This window comes from Aquimarina sp. KJ22-3 (genome assembly GCF_055808215.1).
Window position 1 is genome coordinate 3813206 of the sequence record NZ_CM147859.1, and the last position, 19114, is coordinate 3832319.

21 protein-coding genes are annotated in these 19114 nt (G+C 36.0%); 4 read left to right on the forward strand and 17 right to left on the reverse strand.

Going from position 1 to position 19114, the window contains the following annotated elements:
• Window positions 1-26: 26 nt before the first annotated feature.
• The 10 genes from AC0L3Q_RS17485 to recR all read right to left on the reverse strand — a co-directional run bounded on the left by AC0L3Q_RS17485 (window position 27) and on the right by recR (window position 8925).
• Window positions 27-1520 carry an aminotransferase class V-fold PLP-dependent enzyme gene (locus tag AC0L3Q_RS17485; RefSeq protein WP_473281441.1) on the reverse strand — a complete coding sequence of 498 codons (1494 nt, stop codon included), beginning with the start codon at window positions 1518-1520 and terminating at the stop codon, window positions 27-29.
• A 17-nt stretch (window positions 1521-1537) separates the two neighbouring features.
• Complete coding sequence (locus tag AC0L3Q_RS17490) at window positions 1538-2209, reverse strand: DUF4395 domain-containing protein (protein WP_473281443.1); 672 nt, start codon at window positions 2207-2209, stop codon at window positions 1538-1540.
• A gap of 51 nt (window positions 2210-2260) precedes the next feature.
• The gene (locus AC0L3Q_RS17495) at window positions 2261-2938 is read right to left on the reverse strand and encodes a DUF4386 domain-containing protein (protein WP_473281446.1); all 678 of its coding nucleotides are present in this window, start codon (window positions 2936-2938) and stop codon (window positions 2261-2263) included.
• 92 nt (window positions 2939-3030) lie between these two features.
• Complete coding sequence (locus tag AC0L3Q_RS17500) at window positions 3031-3576, reverse strand: GIN domain-containing protein (RefSeq protein WP_473281449.1); 546 nt, start codon at window positions 3574-3576, stop codon at window positions 3031-3033.
• Window positions 3563-3943 carry a GntR family transcriptional regulator gene (locus tag AC0L3Q_RS17505; RefSeq protein ID WP_473281451.1) on the reverse strand — a complete coding sequence of 127 codons (381 nt, stop codon included), beginning with the start codon at window positions 3941-3943 and terminating at the stop codon, window positions 3563-3565. Before AC0L3Q_RS17505 ends, AC0L3Q_RS17500 begins: the two co-directional genes overlap by 14 nt.
• Before the next feature lie 2 nt (window positions 3944-3945).
• The gene (locus AC0L3Q_RS17510; protein ID WP_473281454.1) at window positions 3946-4698 is read right to left on the reverse strand and encodes a hypothetical protein; all 753 of its coding nucleotides are present in this window, start codon (window positions 4696-4698) and stop codon (window positions 3946-3948) included.
• A complete protein-coding gene (locus AC0L3Q_RS17515) occupies window positions 4685-5536 on the reverse strand; it encodes an ABC transporter ATP-binding protein (protein WP_073320589.1) in 852 nt (283 codons plus the stop codon). Before AC0L3Q_RS17515 ends, AC0L3Q_RS17510 begins: the two co-directional genes overlap by 14 nt.
• 177 nt (window positions 5537-5713) lie before the next feature.
• Window positions 5714-7063 (reverse strand): dihydrolipoamide acetyltransferase family protein, encoded by a 1350-nt coding sequence (locus tag AC0L3Q_RS17520; RefSeq protein WP_473281457.1) that lies wholly within the window; start codon window positions 7061-7063, stop codon window positions 5714-5716.
• Window positions 7064-7153: 90 nt separating this feature from the next.
• Window positions 7154-8281, reverse strand: coding sequence for a glycosyltransferase family 2 protein (locus tag AC0L3Q_RS17525; RefSeq protein ID WP_473286960.1), 1128 nt, complete (start codon window positions 8279-8281; stop codon window positions 7154-7156).
• 23 nt (window positions 8282-8304) lie between these two features.
• The gene (recR, locus tag AC0L3Q_RS17530) at window positions 8305-8925 is read right to left on the reverse strand and encodes a recombination mediator RecR (protein WP_473281460.1); all 621 of its coding nucleotides are present in this window, start codon (window positions 8923-8925) and stop codon (window positions 8305-8307) included.
• Window positions 8926-9031: 106 nt separating this feature from the next.
• Between recR and AC0L3Q_RS17535 the strand changes: the two genes are divergently transcribed.
• From AC0L3Q_RS17535 to secA, 4 genes are all read left to right on the forward strand, one after another.
• Window positions 9032-9202 carry a hypothetical protein gene (locus AC0L3Q_RS17535; protein ID WP_473281463.1) on the forward strand — a complete coding sequence of 57 codons (171 nt, stop codon included), beginning with the start codon at window positions 9032-9034 and terminating at the stop codon, window positions 9200-9202.
• Between the two features lie 14 nt (window positions 9203-9216).
• Window positions 9217-9792: a cob(I)yrinic acid a,c-diamide adenosyltransferase gene (locus AC0L3Q_RS17540; RefSeq protein ID WP_473281466.1), complete on the forward strand. Its 576-nt coding sequence runs from the start codon at window positions 9217-9219 to the stop codon at window positions 9790-9792.
• Window positions 9793-9928: 136 nt separating this feature from the next.
• Window positions 9929-10150, forward strand: a complete 222-nt coding sequence (locus AC0L3Q_RS17545; protein WP_008272287.1) for a DUF2795 domain-containing protein — start codon at window positions 9929-9931, stop codon at window positions 10148-10150.
• Between the two features lie 229 nt (window positions 10151-10379).
• Window positions 10380-13736, forward strand: coding sequence for a preprotein translocase subunit SecA (secA, locus tag AC0L3Q_RS17550; protein ID WP_473281469.1), 3357 nt, complete (start codon window positions 10380-10382; stop codon window positions 13734-13736).
• Between the two features lie 71 nt (window positions 13737-13807).
• On the opposite strand, the gene AC0L3Q_RS17555 is transcribed toward secA, so the two are convergent.
• From AC0L3Q_RS17555 to AC0L3Q_RS17585, 7 genes are all read right to left on the reverse strand, one after another.
• Window positions 13808-14416: a hypothetical protein gene (locus AC0L3Q_RS17555; protein WP_473281471.1), complete on the reverse strand. Its 609-nt coding sequence runs from the start codon at window positions 14414-14416 to the stop codon at window positions 13808-13810.
• Window positions 14413-14751 (reverse strand): PadR family transcriptional regulator, encoded by a 339-nt coding sequence (locus tag AC0L3Q_RS17560; RefSeq protein ID WP_473281473.1) that lies wholly within the window; start codon window positions 14749-14751, stop codon window positions 14413-14415. The genes AC0L3Q_RS17555 and AC0L3Q_RS17560 overlap by 4 nt, the downstream gene beginning before the upstream one ends.
• Window positions 14752-14923: 172 nt before the next feature.
• Window positions 14924-15562: a hypothetical protein gene (locus tag AC0L3Q_RS17565; RefSeq protein WP_473281475.1), complete on the reverse strand. Its 639-nt coding sequence runs from the start codon at window positions 15560-15562 to the stop codon at window positions 14924-14926.
• A gap of 350 nt (window positions 15563-15912) precedes the next feature.
• Entirely contained in the window at window positions 15913-16605 is a 693-nt protein-coding gene (locus AC0L3Q_RS17570) for a peptidoglycan DD-metalloendopeptidase family protein (protein WP_473281477.1), read from the reverse strand.
• Window positions 16606-17934 (reverse strand): flavin-containing monooxygenase, encoded by a 1329-nt coding sequence (locus AC0L3Q_RS17575; RefSeq protein ID WP_473281479.1) that lies wholly within the window; start codon window positions 17932-17934, stop codon window positions 16606-16608.
• A 95-nt stretch (window positions 17935-18029) separates the two neighbouring features.
• Window positions 18030-18431: a hypothetical protein gene (locus AC0L3Q_RS17580; protein WP_473281481.1), complete on the reverse strand. Its 402-nt coding sequence runs from the start codon at window positions 18429-18431 to the stop codon at window positions 18030-18032.
• Complete coding sequence (locus tag AC0L3Q_RS17585; protein WP_473281483.1) at window positions 18415-19002, reverse strand: RNA polymerase sigma factor; 588 nt, start codon at window positions 19000-19002, stop codon at window positions 18415-18417. Before AC0L3Q_RS17585 ends, AC0L3Q_RS17580 begins: the two co-directional genes overlap by 17 nt.
• Window positions 19003-19114: the final 112 nt, after the last annotated feature.

Sequence of the window (19114 nt, forward strand, 5' to 3'; positions counted from 1 at the left end):
ATTGCTATACTCTTATACTGAGTCTTCTACCAAATCCCAAAAGATTCAGGCTTTTTTAAAAATCTTGCAGTGAAACTTTGATCTATGCTCCATTTCATTTCTAAAGTAGAAACCGTATTTGTATGTGAAATGGTTCCTTTTGCCAGATCTATATCATAATCCTTACTCCATATCTTATGATATTTTGCTAATTGCTGTACCGCATCCAAAATAAATACGATTTCCTTGTTGCTATGTGTTGGATGAATAGACATCCGAATCCAACCTGGCTTATCTGCATTATTTCCTTTATTAATCTGATCTGTGATTTCTTTGGACCTCTGTGGCGTAACACCAAGCAGATAATGTCCATATGTACCCGCACAAGAGCAGCCCCCTCTAGTTTGTATTCCAAATCGATCATTGAGTATTTTAACCCCTAGATTATGATGAAGACCCTCGATATAAAAAGAAATTACGCCTAATCTTTCCTGATGTTCTCCAGCCAGAATATGTAAATTAGAGATATTAGACATAGAAGCCCAAATCATTTGAAGAATTTCATGTTCTCTTTTTTGTATGTTATCTACTCCCATTTCTTCTTTCAACTGCATGCACATCGCTACCTTTATGGTTTGTAAAAAAGCAGGCGTACCTCCATCTTCTCTAGCTTCGATAGTATCCAAATATCGATGTTCTCCCCACGGATTAGTCCAGGAAACTGTACCGCCACCTGAAATGTCCGGTATCTTATTATGATACAATTTACTGTTGAACACTAAGATTCCTGTTGTTCCCGGTCCTCCCAAAAACTTATGCCCCGAAAAATAAATAGCATCAAAGTATCGTCCTTTTTTGTCGTCTTCGTGCATATCCATCTCAATATAAGGTGCAGAACAGGCAAAATCCACAAAACATAAGCCGTTGTATTGATGTATGAGTTCAGCTATTTCCTGATAAGGAGTGATAATTCCAGTCACATTAGAACAGGAAGTAATTGCTACAATTTTTGTTTTACGATGCTGATACTTCTGGATTTCAATTTCAAAATTATGAATAGATACCAACCCCTTTCTATCCGGAGGAACCACAACAACATCTGCAATAGTTTCTAACCAAGAGGTTTGATTAGAGTGGTGCTCCATATGAGAAACAAATACCACTGGTTTATCCTCTTCTTCATATTGAACTTGATCTTGATACGATTCATGAACCCTAAGCCCGAGCATTCGTTGCAGCTTATTAACCACTCCCGTCATCCCTGAATTTGAAGATATCAGCACATCCTGAGATGAGGCGTTTACATGCTGCTTAATAATTTGCTGTGCTTTGTGATACGCATAGGTCATTGCCGATCCTGTATAATTCGTATCCGTATGTGTATTGGCCACAAAGGGATAAAAATCTTTGAGCATACGTTCTTCGATGGGTCGATACATTCGACCACTAGCTGTCCAGTCTGCATACAACACTCGTATCGAATCATGATAAGGTGTTTTGATATATTGATGCTGACCAATAATCTGATTCTGATATTTCAAAAAATAATCCTGCATGGTTATTCCTCTACTGTACCATTAATAATATCCCATAAATTGGCTGGATCTTCGGCATAAATATCCTGAAGCAGAAATACCATAATCACAATATAGGCTATAAACCCAAAAAAGATCATGCGCTGAGCCACCGTTGTCTTTTGTATATCTTGTCTGTCTTTTCGTTCACAAACTTCCCCTGGACAATACTGCACTTTATCCTTATAGAATCTTGCATAAAACTTACAGCCCAGGCAAATACCAAAAGCGGTTTCCCAAAACAAAAATACTAGGCAGATCAAACAAATCAGTGCAGTAACTGGTCCATATGAATTGACCACATTAGATAATACAAATATGATACTGGATAGCACTAAACCTATTTTCCAGGCAAATTTCTTTTGTGGCGCCCCCACATATTCTGGCACTTGATTGCGAACAATCATCCGACCCAGTATTAAGAATGGTGAAAACCTTGGATTGATCAATACTCTAATCATAATATCTGTTAGAAAAATAGTCACTGCGTATTTAAGCATAGTGAAGTCGCCTGTAAAAACTACGATAAGTATCGAGATAAACATGATCAAAAAGAGAATGCCTGCAGCCGCTCTTATTTCTCGTTCGTTTAATACAGGTATCGTATACCCATCTACAAATTCACCAAATTGAATGGTTTTGTTAATTGTATGCATTTTGTTCATTTTTTGATTAATGATTGAAATTGATTGATGATGATTGATGTCTTATCTCCCGATAGAGATTAATTTTTCCAGGTTAAACCCTTTGATAATAAGCCAAAAAGAAATAGCGATTTGCAACAGTCCTATAGGGAGATATAATATCATAAGACCACTATCATACAAAGACCAAAGCACGTTTGATAGCATGGTTATTGCTGCAAGACATCCTAAGATGGAAAATAGTGAAGGAACAAGTTCGGTTTTACAGAACCCATAATACAAGACCATAACCGAAAGTCCGCCTACCAACATATCCATCATATGAATCCAACCTCGTACCTCCAGAAATAATGTTCCCGAGCTCTTTAAGTAAGCTTGGCTAGCGATGTCAGCTTCAACATAGTCACTACTGATAGACAATAAAGATAACAGTACTGTATTATCGATAAGAGTAGCTGCAAAACTCACCACGGTGAGCACCAGATAGAGCATTCCTAACCTGCGGCTATAGGTATCAAAAAATGGCTTTAAGGTAATAGCTATCCAAAGACTTATGCAACCTAACAAAACTACCAATAAAGTGGCTGTGACAATCTCCGTTTCATGGGAAGCAGTAAGGGTTAAAAAGTCGTTGTCAAAAATAACTGGTCCCAGTAAATAGAAGTTGATCAATACTCCTAATACAAACTGAAATAGAAATAGGTATCCCAGGACCATCCCTGTTTTAGGATTGAAATTCATAATGTTCGTTTTTTGATTAATGATTGAAATTGATTGATGATGATTGATGATGTAATTTGTACTATTTACATATGCTTCATGATTTAAATTGATTAATTAGAAAAGTCTACTTGATTGGAATTCCCTTTGATATTAACCTTAGCTCCAGACTTCGCTTTGCTCCTTACCGATTCATAGGATAAATCCAACGCACCATAACTTTCGTTACTAAACAGAAGATTAAGATCTTTCCCAGATACTTGTCCCAAAGTTGCAAAAGTAGTTCCTGAATGCATTACGACTCCTTCTAATACAGAATTATGAATAAAAATCTGTACACTATCCCGTTTTCGTATTTCTTTGGCGTTCTCTATTCTTAGTGTATCTCCAGATATTTTAATCTTTACAAAAGGCAATAGGTTTTCTGGTGCTTTAATCTTGAGTTGGGTAATACTATCCTGAATAAAATTGATATAAGCTCCTTCCTCGTTGTAGATGCTCTTGAATGCTGAAACATCCCTTACTTCCTCTTTAACAGCAAGATTCACTTTACTTCGATCTACTTTATCAATATAATCATGCATGATCTTCTGAAAAGCAAAAAAGAAAAAAGCCAGCAGCACCACTGCAATTATTAATACCAAATTACTTTTTTTCATCACTTACATTTTTAATATATTGGTCATAAGAATTCTTCACTTCTTCAAACTCTACATCGAGTAGCATCATTTCTTTAAACATATCCGGAAGTCGTACTCCCATAAATTCTTTTTTCTTGATTTCGAGTACGGTATCATACCCTTTTTCTGAGACAAAATATCCGATTCCTCTTTTATTATAAATCACTTCTAGTTCTTGTAAATGTGTAAATGCCCGGCTTGCGGTATTTGGATTTACCTCTACCATAACAGCAACCTCTCTTACCGAAGGAATCCTTTCGTTTTCCTGCCATTTACGGATCAGAATATTCTCATAAAAGAAATCCACAATTTGTAAGTATATCGGTTTGCCGTTATCAAAATCCATGATCAAGCCTCCTTTTCTGTCATTTTAAAATAAGCTGCCAAAAGCATCATGGGCCCGAAAATCAAACCGAAAAGAAATCCACCGACTCCTGATAGATCATTTTGTGCCAACGAAAACCCTTCTGTAGAAAAAGGATCAGAACTAAACACATCAAAAGCCCCTCCTGTAAACCAAAAACACAATATCATATTATAAATAAACACCCCAAAAACTACCACTAATGCAGCGAGCAGGGTTTTACCTATCCTATTTTTTGTAAAGGTTAATGCCCCCAGTAAGAATGCAGGCTGAACAAAAAAGTAAAACCTTACTAAACACCAATATGTATCCGAAAAAATAGGTAAAACATGTAAATCTGTACTAGGAAAAACGCTACATAAAGCAATAGCCAATTGCCCAACAACAAAAGCAAAAACACTAAATACTACAATGTACATTACATTGGAAAGCAACCATGAAGCCAATACTTTTTCTAAAGCAGTCGCTGGTAACAAAAAGTAGAAGTGATTTGTTTTATCTCCTTGAATTTCTCTAAAAATCGAAAAAGTGAACAAGAGACCTAATACCAAAAACAAAATAGAAAACATAGAAATGAACTCATCTGGCTTTACCATAAAGTCTCCTCGTACATTTATTAATGTTCCTACAAAAACAAGTCCACCTGCAACAAGCAAGGCTGTAATTATTGCTCCACGTAGCAATATCACGCTCCTATAAATAAGTCCTGCTATTCTTTTTGCACTAAGCTTTTGCATCGTAATGTGTACTTTTTATTACCGTATTGATTTTGTCCGGATTACTAACTACAGCGTTAAACAACAATTCAAGATCAACCTCCGTTTCTTCAAAATTTTCTCGTTTCAACACTGCTCTACCCCCAAAAGTAGGTTCGGCATATAAAACTTCATCCATCATTTGTTGTTTTGGTCTGCCAAACCATAATTTTTCGGAAACGGAAGAAAACGATTGATCGAATATTACTTTTGATTGCCCAAGAATCACCACATGATTAATCAGACTATGCAAGTCCCTTACCTGATGAGTTGAAATCACTATACATTTCCCCTGATCTACTGCGGAAGCCATAATCCTTCTAAACTGACTTTTGGAAGGGATATCTAATCCATTAGTAGGCTCATCCATAAGCAACAAATTGGTATTGGCAGCAATACCAAAAGCGATGAGTACTTTTTTCTTTTGTCCGAACGACAATGCAGATAGTTTTTCTTTAGGAAAAAGCTTGAACTCTTGAATCAATTGATAGAATTGATCTCTAGAGAATTTAGGGTAAAAAGGAGCATTTATTTTTTCAAAACTATCAATGCTCAAAGCGGGTAATTCGAAATCTTCAGGGACTAAAAAAATCTCTTGTAGGTTCTCGATACTTCTTCTTGAAATGTCCTGACTAGAAATTTGACAATACCCGATTTTCGGAAACAACAAACCTGCCATCAACTTAATGAGTGTACTTTTCCCTTCGCCATTTTCGCCAAATACTCCATAGATGTTACCAGGAGTAAAATCCAATGAAATATCATTAAGAATGGTTCTTCCTTTTGGATACTGAAAACCTAAGCCTCTAATTTGAATCATATCTAGTGTATTAGTTATCTAGTACACTTCAAAACTAAACAAGTTATTTGAATTGACCAAATTTTTTTGATTTTTACATATGGCTCGATTGAGTATTAGCAGATATTACTCCAAGAAAAAACAAACCCCACAGTAGAAAACTGCAGGGTTGCCATTATTTTAAAAGATTGATCTTTTTTAGATCTCTCTATTACTATCAAAAGCTTCTAAGTAATCTTTTACTCGTTGTACAAACTGCCCTCCTAAAGCTCCATTTACCACTCTGTGATCATACGAATGCGATAAGAACATTTTGTATCGAATACCAATAAAATCTCCTTCTGGAGTCTCGATGACAGCAGGAACTTTGCGAATTGCACCAAGAGCCAATATCCCAACCTGCGGTTGATTGATGATTGGCGTACCCATAATACTACCAAAAGTTCCAACATTAGTAACCGTATACGTACCATCTTGAATATCATCTGGCTTTAACTTATTATCACGAGCTCTACCCGCCAAATCATTAACAGCCTTAGTCATCCCCACAAGATTCAATTGATCTGCATTTTTAATCACAGGCACAATTAAATTCCCATCAGGCAATGCCGCCGCCATTCCTAAATTGATATTTTTCTTTTTAATAATACTATCTCCTGACACAGATATATTCATCATCGGGAAGTCTTTCAAGGCTTTTGCTACAGCTTCCATGAAGATCGGGGTAAACGTAAGGTTCTCTCCTTCTCTTTTCATGAAATCTCCTTTCACCTTCTTTCTCCAGTTCCAGATATTGGTTACATCTGCCTCGATGAACGATTGTACGTGAGCCGAAGTTTGTACAGATTCTACCATATGATGGGCAATTAGTTTACCCATACGTGTCATTTCTATAATTTCATCTTCTCCCGAAGCCACCACAGGTGCTGCCTTTGGAGTTTCTGCTTTTTTAACCGGTGTTGCTGCAGGTTTCTCTGCTGCTACTTTTGCAGGTGCAGCTACAGCTGGTGCTACCTTACCATTTTTGCGATCCTCTACAAATTGTAAAATATCATTTTTGGTAACTCGACCATCTTTTCCTGTGCCTTGCAGCGCCTCAAGTTCTGCTAGAGATATTCCTTCTGCAGTTGCGATATTTTTAACTAAAGGAGAATAAAACTTACTCCCTTCTGAGAAGTCAGTTGCAGTAGCACTAACTGCTTCTGCAGTTTCAGCTATTTGGGTTTCAATAACCGCAGCTTCTGCAGGAACTTCAGCAGGTGCCTCTTCTACCGCAGTCGAAGATCCAGAATCAGGAACAACTGCTCCTTCGGTTTCGATAACGGCAATAGTTTGACCTACCTGTACTACATCGTCCACATCAAATAGTTTCTCAACTAGTACACCTTCTACCTCACTAGGCACTTCACTATCTACCTTATCTGTTGCGATTTCTACCACAGCATCATCCAGTTCGATAGTATCTCCAACTTCTTTTAACCAAGTTGTTATTGTTGCTTCTGCAACACTTTCACCCATTTTTGGAAGTTTTAGCTCAAATTTTGCCATATTCTTAATCCAAAGTGTTTAAATGTTATATTTTTTGCGAATTTAATTAAAATAAAGCTTTAAAATTAGTTTTTCTATATTAAAGTTTATTTAAAATGTGATCACTTCTCCCTTTCCATCACTAAAATCACTCCCCAAAATATAGTCACAATCTGCTGGTCGTATTTTGAAAGTGACATTTTGTTTATTCAACAATTCCATTTGTTTAATGATCTCAAGATAAGACATAAAATCGCCATCAAAGATAATCTCGATATTCTTATCTCCCAAATCTTCTCTCTCTATTGTAGAAACTCTTACCAATTCAGTATTCAATTTTGATGCAATATTGGCACTCAATACTTCATTTTCTGAAATCAAATAATACTGTGTTACTTCTCTTCTATTCTTCTTAAAATCTTTAAATGAATGTATAAAAGATACCATTCTTATCCCCACAGAAACCATAAAATCAAGAACGCGATTGCTTTTAAAATGTTTGCTGTAAAACAATCGCATGGCTCCATAGAAAATCATTACCAAATCAGCATTACGATCGACACTTTCTCCCTTATAATGCAAAGCCGTAATAGTACCTAAATAATAATTAAGCAATCCCATTTTCTTAACTCTATATGACAAATCCAGGTCTTCACCATACAAAAAGTAATCATCATCAAAACCACCAACTGACAGATAATGATCTTTTTTGATCAGCATAAATGCACTATCCAAAACATCGACTCTTCCTATCTCTCGTTCTTGAATATGATCGGCAAAATAGCTTTTTACAAATCGCGTACGAATTCCTAAAAGTCTTTTTAAAGAAGTTAGTGGTGCAGGGATATTACGTTTACTTTCCCGAAGAAAGTTCCCCTTACCACTGATTAATCTGGGTCCTACTAACCCAACATGTGGTAGTTGTGTTGCCTTTTTCAAAAGATTTGGAAATACATTGTCCGGAATAATAGTATCCGGATTGAGAAAACACAAAAATTTTCCACTAGAAACACCGACTCCTTTATTGTTTGCTTTGGCCAACCCAAGGTTGCTCTTGTTTTCCAGCAATAGCACTTCGGGAAACTTGTCCCGAATCATTTGACAGCTGTCATCCGTAGAGTTATTGTCTACAACTATGACTTCAGAATCTTCTGCAACGATTACCTCTCTTAGACTCAATAGACATTGCTCTAAGAAATATTGCACATTGTAATTTACTATGATTACTGATAGTCTCAGGTTACTTACTTTTCTGTAACAAGTTAGGAATTCTTCAGAGCGTTTTCAAAAGGAATTCTATTCATAATACTTCTACCCAAAGTAACTTCATCTGCATACTCCAACTCGTCATTAACTCCAATACCCCGAGCAATCGTGGAGATTTTCACTTCCAGCCCTTCCAGTTGTCGATAGATATAAAAATTTGTTGTATCCCCTTCCATAGTGGCGCTAAGTGCAAAAATGAGTTCTTTGATTTCTCCTGATTTCACTTTTTCTACCAGGGAACTAATCTTTAAATCTTGCGGACCAACACCATCCAAAGGACTTATTTTTCCGCCCAGCACATGATATAAACCTCTGTATTGCCCCGTGCTTTCGATAGCCATTACATCTCGAATATCCTCTACAACACAAACGAGTTCCTTTTCTCGACTAGGGTTACTACAAATATCACAGATTTCTACATCACTAATACTATGGCATTTTTTACAGAACTTGATTTCTTTCCTTAATTGACCCAACGCCAAGGTTAAATGTTCTGTTTGAGCCTCTGGTTGTCTTAATAAATGAAGTACTAATCTCAAAGCAGTTCGTTTCCCGATACCTGGCAATTGAGACATTTCGTATACTGCGTTTTCCAATAATTTTGAAGAGAATTCCATAGCGCAACAAATTTAGCATTTTTTAATGCATATTCCTTCTTAAATACTGATTGTTTATAAGCTTCAATTAAAAGCATTTTTCTACTTTTACCTTAAAAGAAAAACAATGTTTGATTCACTTTCCGGAGAAACCCAGCTTATCTTGATGGTCATTGGGATTGCCATTTTATTTGCAATCGTATCTTGGAACACCAAGAACAATAAGCGCAAACTGTATGATCGTGATAAACGAAATTTCAAAAAAAATTACTTCAAAAAGAAAGAAAAAGAGCAATAAGAAATTAATTTCACATGAAAATATACACAAAAACAGGGGACAAAGGCACTACAGCCCTTTTTGGAGGCACACGAGTCCCTAAGCATCATATTCGAATCGACAGTTATGGAACGGTCGACGAATTGAATTCTCATATTGGATTGATCAGAGATCAAGATATCGATGAACTTAGCAAACAAGTTTTGGTTACTATACAGGACAAACTTTTCACCGTAGGTGCTGTGTTGGCTACAGATCCTGAAAAAGCAATGCTAAAAAGTGGTAAAAAACGATTGAACATCCCTACCATAGCCGATGAAGACATCGAATTATTAGAAAATGAAATGGATCGAATGAATGAAGCTTTACCACCAATGACGCATTTTGTACTACCAGGAGGGCATCAAACTGTGTCATTCTGTCATATAGCCCGCTGCGTATGCCGTAGAGCAGAACGTTTGGCTACTGCACTATATGAATTAGAGCCTTTTGAAGGCACTACCTTACAATATTTAAACCGACTATCTGACTACCTTTTTGTACTGGCACGAAAGTTGTCCCACGATTTGAAAGCAGATGAGATAAAATGGATTCCTACCAAGAATTCTTAAATTAAAAATAGCTGCAAAATTAATAAGGGAAAACCCCAGAAAATCACGTTCTTATAATTATTGTTTAAATAATTAATTTTTTACTTGACTTTTTAAACTAAAAAATTATTTTTGCAGAAAATAAACCAGTAAACCTATGTATTGGACTTTAGAACTAGCATCCTATCTGAGTGATGCACCTTGGCCAGCTACAAAAGACGAACTAATTGATTATGCAATTCGTACTGGAGCACCTTTGGAAGTTGTGGAGAATTTGCAAGCGATTGAAGATGAAGGAGATTCTTATGATTCGATAGAAGAGATATGGCCCGATTATCCTACAGACGAAGATTATCTTTGGAATGAGGATGAATATTAAAAAAATGAAATAGTTATAAAAGTCTCGCAAGAGGCTTTTTTTTGCGTAAATTACGCCGCTTAGATTACGATTTTTGATCGTAAAAATATTGTATAATTTGACCTGATTGGTCGTGAGATAATTTCGCTAATCCCAAGATCTGGGACTTGACTCGAATGACCCGAACAGTTGGACCTTCCAACCAGTTGTGTTTGAAACAAACATCTCAATAAACATATAACCATAAATTATGGGAATTTTAGATTCTGTATTAAAAGTATTTGTAGGAGATAAATCCAAAAAAGATATTAAAGAGATTCAGCCAAAAGTTGAATTGATCAAAAAAGCTGAAAAAGGACTTGAAGGATTATCTCATGATGAACTGCGTGCGAAAACAGAAGCATTCAAAAAACAGATTGATGATGCCAGAAAAGACATTCAATCCAAAATTGAAAAACTTCAGGAAGATGCAAATACTGAAGAAGATATAGACAAAAAAGAAGATATCTACGCAGAAATCGACAAGCTAAAGGACGATGCTTACGAGGCTACAGAAAATGCATTAAATGACATTCTACCTGAAGCCTATGCTGTCGTTAAAGAAACAGCGAAGCGTTTTGCGAATAATGAAACCATAGAAGTAAGTGCTTCTACCTATGATAGAGAACTTTCTGGAACAAAAGATTACATCACACTAGATAATGACAAAGCAATTTGGTCTACAAGCTGGGATGCTGCCGGTAAAGAGGTGAAATGGGATATGATCCATTATGATGTTCAGCTTATCGGTGGTATTGCCATGCACGAAGGTAAAATTGCAGAAATGCAGACGGGTGAGGGTAAAACTTTGGTGGCTACCCTACCGGTATATCTTAATGCGCTTTCTGGAAATGGAGTACACCTGGTAACTGTAAATGATTATCTGGCACGTCGTGATAGCGAATGGATGGCTCCTATATTCCAGTTTCATGGACTTACCGTAGATTGTATCGATAACCACAGACCTAATTCAGCAGAACGTAGAGCAGCTTATAACGCGGATATTACTTACGGTACCAATAACGAATTTGGTTTTGATTATCTGCGTGATAATATGTCTCACGCTCCTGAAGATTTGGTACAACGTCCACATAACTATGCGATCATTGACGAGGTGGATTCTGTTTTGATTGATGATGCACGTACCCCGTTGATTATTTCTGGCCCTATACCAAAAGGAGATATTCATGAGTTTGATCAACTAAAACCAAAGGTTGCGGATATCGTTGCTGTTCAACAAAAATATTTGACCACTGTTCTTGCTGAAGCTAAGAAGCTCATCAAAGAAGGAGATAACAAAGAAGGTGGCTTTAAATTACTACAGGTATATAGAGGTATTCCAAAAAACAAAGCCTTAATTAAGTTTTTGAGTGAAGAAGGAGTAAAACAACTGCTTCAAAAAACAGAAAACTTCTACATGCAAGACAACAATCGCGAGATGCATAAGATTGATGCCGACCTGTATTATGTAATCGAAGAGAAGAACAATCAAATAGATCTTACCGATAAAGGTGTTGAATATCTTTCTGGAAAAGAAAACCCAGATTTCTTTGTACTTCCTCAAATTGGTATGGAAATCGCCAAAATTGAAGAGTTAGGATTATCTAAGGAAGAAGAGGCTGAAAAGAAAGAAGATCTTTTTAGAGATTATAGCGTAAAAAGTGAACGTATTCACACCTTAAGACAATTACTAAAAGCATATTCATTATTCGAAAAAGATGTGGAGTATGTGGTAATGGATAATAAAGTAAAGATCGTTGACGAACAGACCGGACGTATTATGGATGGTCGTCGTTATAGCGATGGTTTACACCAGGCGATCGAAGCTAAAGAAAATGTGAAAATCGAGGATGCTACGCAGACCTTTGCTACGGTTACTTTGCAGAACTACTTCAGAATGTACCGAAAGTTATCAGGTATGACCGGTACCGCAGTTACCGAAGCAGGTGAACTTTGGGAAATTTACAAACTGGATGTGGTAGAAATTCCAACCAACCGACCTATAGCAAGACATGATCGTGAAGATTTAGTATATAAAACAAAACGTGAAAAATACAATGCCGTTATCGAACAGGTAACCGAATTGTCTCACGCAGGTAGACCTGTATTGATCGGTACAACCTCTGTAGAAATTTCTGAATTACTAAGTAGAATGCTTACCATCAGAAAGGTTCCACATAATGTACTGAACGCGAAATTGCATAAAAAAGAAGCCGATATTGTTGCTGAAGCAGGTAAACAAGGTATGGTTACTATAGCTACTAATATGGCTGGTAGGGGTACCGATATCAAGCTTACAGATGCGGTAAAATCTGCTGGTGGACTTGCAATAATTGGTACAGAGCGCCATGATTCAAGACGTGTAGACCGACAGTTAAGAGGTCGTTCTGGACGTCAGGGAGATCCAGGTAGCTCACAGTTCTACGTATCGCTAGAAGATAACCTTATGCGCTTATTTGGTTCTGAGCGTATTGCCAAAATGATGGATAGAATGGGATTAGAAGAAGGAGAAGTAATCCAACACTCTATGATCACAAAATCTATTGAGAGAGCTCAGAAAAAAGTAGAAGAAAACAACTTTGGTGTTCGTAAAAGACTCTTGGAATATGATGATGTAATGAACGCACAAAGAGAAGTGGTATACAAACGTAGATATCATGCGCTATTTGGAGAACGTTTGCGTGTAGATATCGCTAATATGATCTACGACACTGCCGAAGTGATCACCGAATCCAACAAGAATGCTCAAGACTTCAAAAACTTTGAGTTTGAGTTGATACGCTATTTCTCTATGAGCAGTCCTATCTCTGCAGAGGAGTTTGAGAAAATGGATGCCCAAAAAATTGCAGGACAAGTATACAAAGCAGCTTATGATCACTATCAAGATAAAATGAAGCGTAATGCAGAAACTGCATTCCCGGTGATCAAACAAGTATATGAAGACCCTTCTAGCAATTACGAAAGAATCCTTGTACCGTTTACGGATGGGGTAAAGAGCCTGAATGTTGCTACAGATCTTAAAAAAGCATATGATTCTGAAGGGAAACAGCTGATCACCGATTTTGAAAAGAACATCACACTAGCCATTATCGACGATGCCTGGAAAACTCATCTTCGTAAAATGGATGAGTTGAAACAAAGTGTACAGCTTGCCGTTCACGAACAAAAAGATCCGTTATTGATTTACAAATTCGAAGCGTTTGAGTTGTTCAAAGCTATGATCGAAGAAGTAAATAAAGATGTGATTTCTTTCTTATTCAAAGGAGAATTGCCTACTGGTAATACACAAGACATCTCTGAAGCTCGCCAGGTAAGAAGAAAAGAAAATCTGGAAACTAGCAAAGAAGAGATTCCTAATATGGATGAGCGTGCCGCCATGAATAGAGCTGCTGGCCAAACACAACAAAGACCACAGGTTACAGAGACCATTGTAAGGGAGCAGCCTAAAATTGGTCGTAACGATAGGGTTACCATTAAGCACGTAATGAGTGGCGAAAATAAAACCTTGAAATACAAACAAGCCATTCCTCTAATCGAAAAAGGAGAATGGGTATTGATCAACGAATAAGAAGTTACAAGACTTTACATAAAAAAACCTGCAGTTCTTACTGCAGGTTTTTTTATACTTTTTGAGCTGATCTATGATACAGACTTTTTATACATCGTAAAAAACAAAAAAGGCAAATATCCCGCAGCAAATATAAACGCCCCCGCCAGCAAAAGGACACTAGCCCCTTGCCAATGCAAGAATTTAAACAATCCAGACAAGCCTATTACAGTTCCTGAAACACAGCCCATAATGATCTTTAGTCGTTCTGACAAAGAACGAGCTATTGCCAACTTGAATTTATCAAAAGTATATAAAGGCAGAAATACAAAAAGTAATAACAGAAATCCTACTGTAAATAGCATATTAGCATAAGGGTAGTGCAACACTTTGAAAGTAATACCTCCTGTAAGCGTAAATGCTCCTACAAAACCAATTAGATACATAAGTCTTTTCATCATAAGTATTCGTTTATAGTTTAATAAAAAAATTGTTTTTCGTTCAATCTCACTCAATCCATTAGGTGCTAGCTCTATTAATGCTTCTTGCAAGGCCATTTCAAAGGCTTCTCCTTTCTTTATTCGGATTTCTACTACACAACATAGATGATCCAAAATATCATCTCTCAAAGACTTTATTTTTAACCCATCTTTATCTAGAACTTCAATAATCTTCCGTTCCTGTTCATCAGTAAGTCTCATGAAATCTTCAATTGTGGGTTAATAACTTTGCTTATGGTTGCTATAAAATCTTGCAGTTCTTCCAAATAATACACTTTTTCCTCTTTTCCTTTTTTGGTGAGCAAGTAATACTTTCGAATTCTTTTACCGATATATACTTCCTCGCAAGTCAATAACCCCTCTTTTTTCATCTTTTGTAATGCAGGATACAACGAACCATCCTTAAGCAAAATTTTGCCGTCGGACAGCTCCTTTACTTTCTGAAAAATCTCATAGCCGTACATACGTCCATTTTCAGCAAGGATATTTAATACAATTACCGAAAGGGTTCCTTTTAAAAGTTCTTTTGAATACATAGATCAAATATACATAAAAAAACAATACATCATAATTCTATGTATTTAAATTTTAAAATACCCTAAAAAACCCCCATTACATCATTATATCCCAAAAAAAGAAGCGGATCCAAATTGGATCCGCTTCTTTTATATTTTTGTTTGAGCTGTAAAACTCCCCCGATGAATTTTCTTATAGTTCGCTAAGGTTGTTCTGAGTTTCGATAAACTTTTCAACGATTACTGAATCCCCGTTGTTATTTTCTAATAAGTAAACTCCTACTGGTAATAAACTTAAATCGATAACATTGGTAGTTTTTGATAAAACGTGTACTGTATCTTTTACTTCAAACAACTTTAATTTATCCCCTTCTTCAAAATTTAATACAGTAACAATATCTCCATCTCTGTGGATGTCTAGTTGATTTTGGTTAGAATCTACATAATTCTTGATGAAACCTTCTTCAACATCTGTGCTCTCTCCAGCATCAGTCATCATGCTATCTTCTACCTCAAAATTTTCATCCTGAGCAAAAACAGCTCCTTCGATCATCAACTCTTCTTCTAAACGATCGATAACTACAGATTGACCTTGGTTGTTCTCTAAAATATAAGAACCTACTGGCAACTGACTTAAATCGATATGAGCATAAGATTTTGATAAGATGTGATCTCCAGTTTCAACTTCGAATAACTTTAATTTATCTCCTTCTTCGAAATCCATTACTTCAACAACCAAACCATCCTGCTTTACAACAAGACCATTGTCATCTTTAGCAATACAAACAAGAGATAAAAATAAACTGAATAATAGTGTAATCGTTTTCATCATTTTTGGGGCTTTGTAGTTAAGAAACTACGGTTTTACCATACAAGAATACAGCGAAATAATTGTGTTACCAACTAGAAATCAAGTTTTTAGATCAAATACGCCGTATTTTCGTCAAAATACCAAAAAAGAAGAAAAATATCTTTAAATAATTGATTATCAGATATTTAAATATTGTAAGTGTCGCCAAAAAACACAATAAACTAGATTAAATACACAAAATACACTAAATCAGGCACTTAAAATTAGTACATATCCAGATAGTTTTATCGATTATGCACACATAAGATAGCTAAATTATACTTGTATAATTAAACAAAATAGTTCTAAATGTGATAATTCTGAGGTGTTTTTTACCTTATTTTAAGTAGTAGATTAGGATCAGGACAATTGTTTTGATACCTAGCTAATTCACTTTTACTGGATACTCCTGGATAATCTCCGGAGTTTCCTTCCAGATCTTTCATAACCTGAAAATGTAAATGCGGAGCATAATCTCCATTTACAGACGCATCGCCTAATCTGGCAATAACATCACCTGCTCGAACCTCCTGACCAATGGCAATATGATCCAACGAAGCTACACTAAGATGACCGTATAAAGTATAAAAAGTTATTTCGGGATAATCATGCTCCAAAATAATAGTAGGACCGTAATCTCCATAATTCTTATTGTTTTTGTAGCTATGGATTCTTCCTGGGATTGGAGCCAAAATTTCTGTACCCGCATCACACCAAACATCTAATCCCAAATGAATATTTCTCTCGGTTGTAGGATCTTGCTGGTTAAAATGAGTGCTTCGACGATACATCGATCGCACTTCCAAATATCCACCATAGGCTACCTGAGCATTATGTTGTTTTAGAAAATCTGCAATATAATCATCAAATGCTGATGATGATGAAACATCTATGGTATCCAGCTCTTTATTGGACTCGGACAAGTCTATGGCTAAATAATCATCTTTTGAAAATACGGAAGATACTACAGGAACAAAATTATCGGTCAACTGACCTAAAAAATCTTTAAACGTTGTACTGTTCATTTAAGCACTTTTTGAAATGGTTTTGGGTTCTTTGGATATCCAATTTTTAGGAAGTTGTTTCAGTAACGCCCTTCTAAAATCATGATAATCCACAGTAATGGTATGTCTTGGTGTATTGATTTGCCTGTAATGTGGATGGGTAACTTCTCGCTCGCATAACTTCTCAATATTTTGAGGCATTTTCCACTCCCCAGTCAAATAGTTTGCCAAAATCTTACTTTGCAACTCTGATCCCGGCCAAATACATCCTAATGGCTGAAACATCCCCACAAAAAACAAATCATGATATTTTGGATGAAACATTTTGAGATATAAAGGTACTGGACCATCACTATAATCGATAAAAGAATCCTTAAAAAAGGAATGCTTCAAAACAAAACCTGTACACGCAATAATTACGTCAAAGTCTTCTTTGGTACCATCTTTAAAATGGACAGTATTATCATCCAACCGTTCTATATCCACTTTAGGGTGAACTTTTCCATGTCTTATCTTATATAACAGTTCATCATTAATGGTAGGGTGAGTTTCTCCAAATTTAGTTTTTACCTCCTGTAGCCCATATAATTTATTCTTTCCTATAAGAAGGTTCAGTAATCGATCGTTGAGCCAACTTCTTATTTTTACAGGCAACCAGGCAGATCTTGCACCCACAATGTCCGAGGGTAATCCAAAAAAGAACTTTGGAATAATACGATACCCCCTTCTCCAACTTATACTTGTTCGCTCACTCACCCTGCTGGTTTCTACGGCTACATCACAAGCAGAATTCCCTCCTCCAATGACCAACACTCTTTTTCCTGCAAATGGTGACGCTTTTTTGTAGTGATGCGAATGCATAAAGGAACCGCTGAAATTTCCAGGATACTCTGGCATTCTAGGTACAGAATGATGGCCGTTACAGGCTACCAAATCGGTAAATATTTCTACACGCTCTTGATTGTGCTGTTTGATAGTAACATGCCATTCATTATCTCCTTTTCTATCACAATGTAGTACGCTAGTTCCAAATTCGATATATGGATAGAGGTCAAAATAGCGAGCATAGGCTTGAAAATACCTCCTTAATTCATCATGTGACGGGTAATCGGCCACCGTTTTATCAAAATCGTCAAAAGTATAATCCTCGTATTGTGATAATGTCTTAGAGCTAATAATATGAGTGGTCTCGAAAACACTAGAGTGGCTTTCATCTTCAGAATAAATCCAGTTACCTCCTACTTCTTTGTTCTGATCATAACAAACCACAGATAGTCCTTTATCAATCAAATTCTTGAGCACCGTAATCCCGCTAGGGCCAGCCCCTATTATACAGACTCTTTTTTGCATACCGATGTATAATAAATAATTAGGGTATGTAAAATAGAGAATGTAACGGAGTTTAAAAAATCTTTTAAAAGATTAGTTGTATATATACAATAGAACTATAAAGAAAAACTCTTGTCTATTCTTCTTTTTAGAATTGGGATCTGTACAAAAAATAATATGGAGAAGAACAAAATCCCATACAATGTAGTTTTGTAAAGTGTAAAGTCTTTAAAAGGGTTATTGATCAACTTCCCCTTTAATTGTAAAGAAGAAAGATCAATTTTATCCAAAATCGATGTATTGTTATCAGTTAAAAACGCAAGACTCAAAACCAAACCAAAAATTAATATTCCTATCCAAAACCAGGCTCGTTTAGAAATAAGAGGTGTATAGACGATAGGCTCCTGTGCACTCAACCTTTTAATATCTTGCATCACATTGATAGAGAAACCCAACGAGGGACGTTCTATTCCTGCCTCTTTTACTAAACGTTTTACGTCATTAAATTGCTCTTCCATTTTTATTACTTATTTCTGGTAAAACATAATGTTTCAGTATCGAATATAACTTTTTTCTACTACGAAACAGTTTTATTTTTACATTATCTGCTGTTAACCCCACAATATCAGCTATTTCCTTTATATTCTTTTCTTCAAAATAATAAAGTGTTACTAACACTGCCGTTTCTTGTGGTAGTTTTAAGATACTCTCTGCTATGATTTTTTTTCGTTCCTGTTCTTGTAAATAGCTCAATGCATCAGTAACCAGTTCTATATCTCCTTCATTAATCTCTTCTATCAATTCTGAAGTTATTAATCGTTTATTGGATTTCACCAAATCCAGGCTTTTTCGATAGGCTATTGTATATAACCAAGTCGAAAATTTAGCTTCTCCTCTATACTTAGCTAATGACTCATACGCTTTGACAAAGGTGTCCTGAGCCACTTCTTCTGCCTGTTCTTTATTTTTAACCACCCTATACACTACAGTATATACCAAATTCTGATATCGTTCTACCAGTATCGAAAAAGCGTTGATATCGCCTTCTAGTACTTTTTGGATATAATATTGATCTGGTTGATGGCTCATTTATCTATGAGACGACATTCATCTAACTACGGTTACACCTAATACTCAAAAAAGGTAGTAATTTTTTTTCACATTTTTTGTAACCGCTCCAAACATTTGCTCGTCATAATGA

Excerpts from the sequence above, each read along its gene's own strand:
- AC0L3Q_RS17545 (WP_008272287.1), top strand. The coding sequence starts at position 9,929 with ATGTATTGGACTTTAGAACTAGCATCCTATCTGAGTGATGCACCTTGG.
- AC0L3Q_RS17585 (WP_473281483.1), bottom strand. The coding sequence starts at position 19,002 with ATGAGCCATCAACCAGATCAATATTATATCCAAAAAGTACTAGAAGGC.
- AC0L3Q_RS17490 (WP_473281443.1), bottom strand. The coding sequence starts at position 2,209 with ATGCATACAATTAACAAAACCATTCAATTTGGTGAATTTGTAGATGGG.
- AC0L3Q_RS17505 (WP_473281451.1), bottom strand. The coding sequence starts at position 3,943 with ATGGATTTTGATAACGGCAAACCGATATACTTACAAATTGTGGATTTC.
- AC0L3Q_RS17510 (WP_473281454.1), bottom strand. The coding sequence starts at position 4,698 with ATGCAAAAGCTTAGTGCAAAAAGAATAGCAGGACTTATTTATAGGAGC.
- AC0L3Q_RS17570 (WP_473281477.1), bottom strand. The coding sequence starts at position 16,605 with ATGAACAGTACAACGTTTAAAGATTTTTTAGGTCAGTTGACCGATAAT.
- AC0L3Q_RS17565 (WP_473281475.1), bottom strand. The coding sequence starts at position 15,562 with ATGATGAAAACGATTACACTATTATTCAGTTTATTTTTATCTCTTGTT.
- AC0L3Q_RS17515 (WP_073320589.1), bottom strand. The coding sequence starts at position 5,536 with ATGATTCAAATTAGAGGCTTAGGTTTTCAGTATCCAAAAGGAAGAACC.
- AC0L3Q_RS17535 (WP_473281463.1), top strand. The coding sequence starts at position 9,032 with ATGTTTGATTCACTTTCCGGAGAAACCCAGCTTATCTTGATGGTCATT.
- AC0L3Q_RS17555 (WP_473281471.1), bottom strand. The coding sequence starts at position 14,416 with ATGAGACTTACTGATGAACAGGAACGGAAGATTATTGAAGTTCTAGAT.
- AC0L3Q_RS17575 (WP_473281479.1), bottom strand. The coding sequence starts at position 17,934 with ATGCAAAAAAGAGTCTGTATAATAGGGGCTGGCCCTAGCGGGATTACG.
- AC0L3Q_RS17540 (WP_473281466.1), top strand. The coding sequence starts at position 9,217 with ATGAAAATATACACAAAAACAGGGGACAAAGGCACTACAGCCCTTTTT.
- secA (WP_473281469.1), top strand. The coding sequence starts at position 10,380 with ATGGGAATTTTAGATTCTGTATTAAAAGTATTTGTAGGAGATAAATCC.
- AC0L3Q_RS17520 (WP_473281457.1), bottom strand. The coding sequence starts at position 7,063 with ATGGCAAAATTTGAGCTAAAACTTCCAAAAATGGGTGAAAGTGTTGCA.
- AC0L3Q_RS17495 (WP_473281446.1), bottom strand. The coding sequence starts at position 2,938 with ATGAATTTCAATCCTAAAACAGGGATGGTCCTGGGATACCTATTTCTA.
- AC0L3Q_RS17580 (WP_473281481.1), bottom strand. The coding sequence starts at position 18,431 with ATGGAAGAGCAATTTAATGACGTAAAACGTTTAGTAAAAGAGGCAGGA.
- recR (WP_473281460.1), bottom strand. The coding sequence starts at position 8,925 with ATGGAATTCTCTTCAAAATTATTGGAAAACGCAGTATACGAAATGTCT.
- AC0L3Q_RS17500 (WP_473281449.1), bottom strand. The coding sequence starts at position 3,576 with ATGAAAAAAAGTAATTTGGTATTAATAATTGCAGTGGTGCTGCTGGCT.
- AC0L3Q_RS17560 (WP_473281473.1), bottom strand. The coding sequence starts at position 14,751 with ATGTATTCAAAAGAACTTTTAAAAGGAACCCTTTCGGTAATTGTATTA.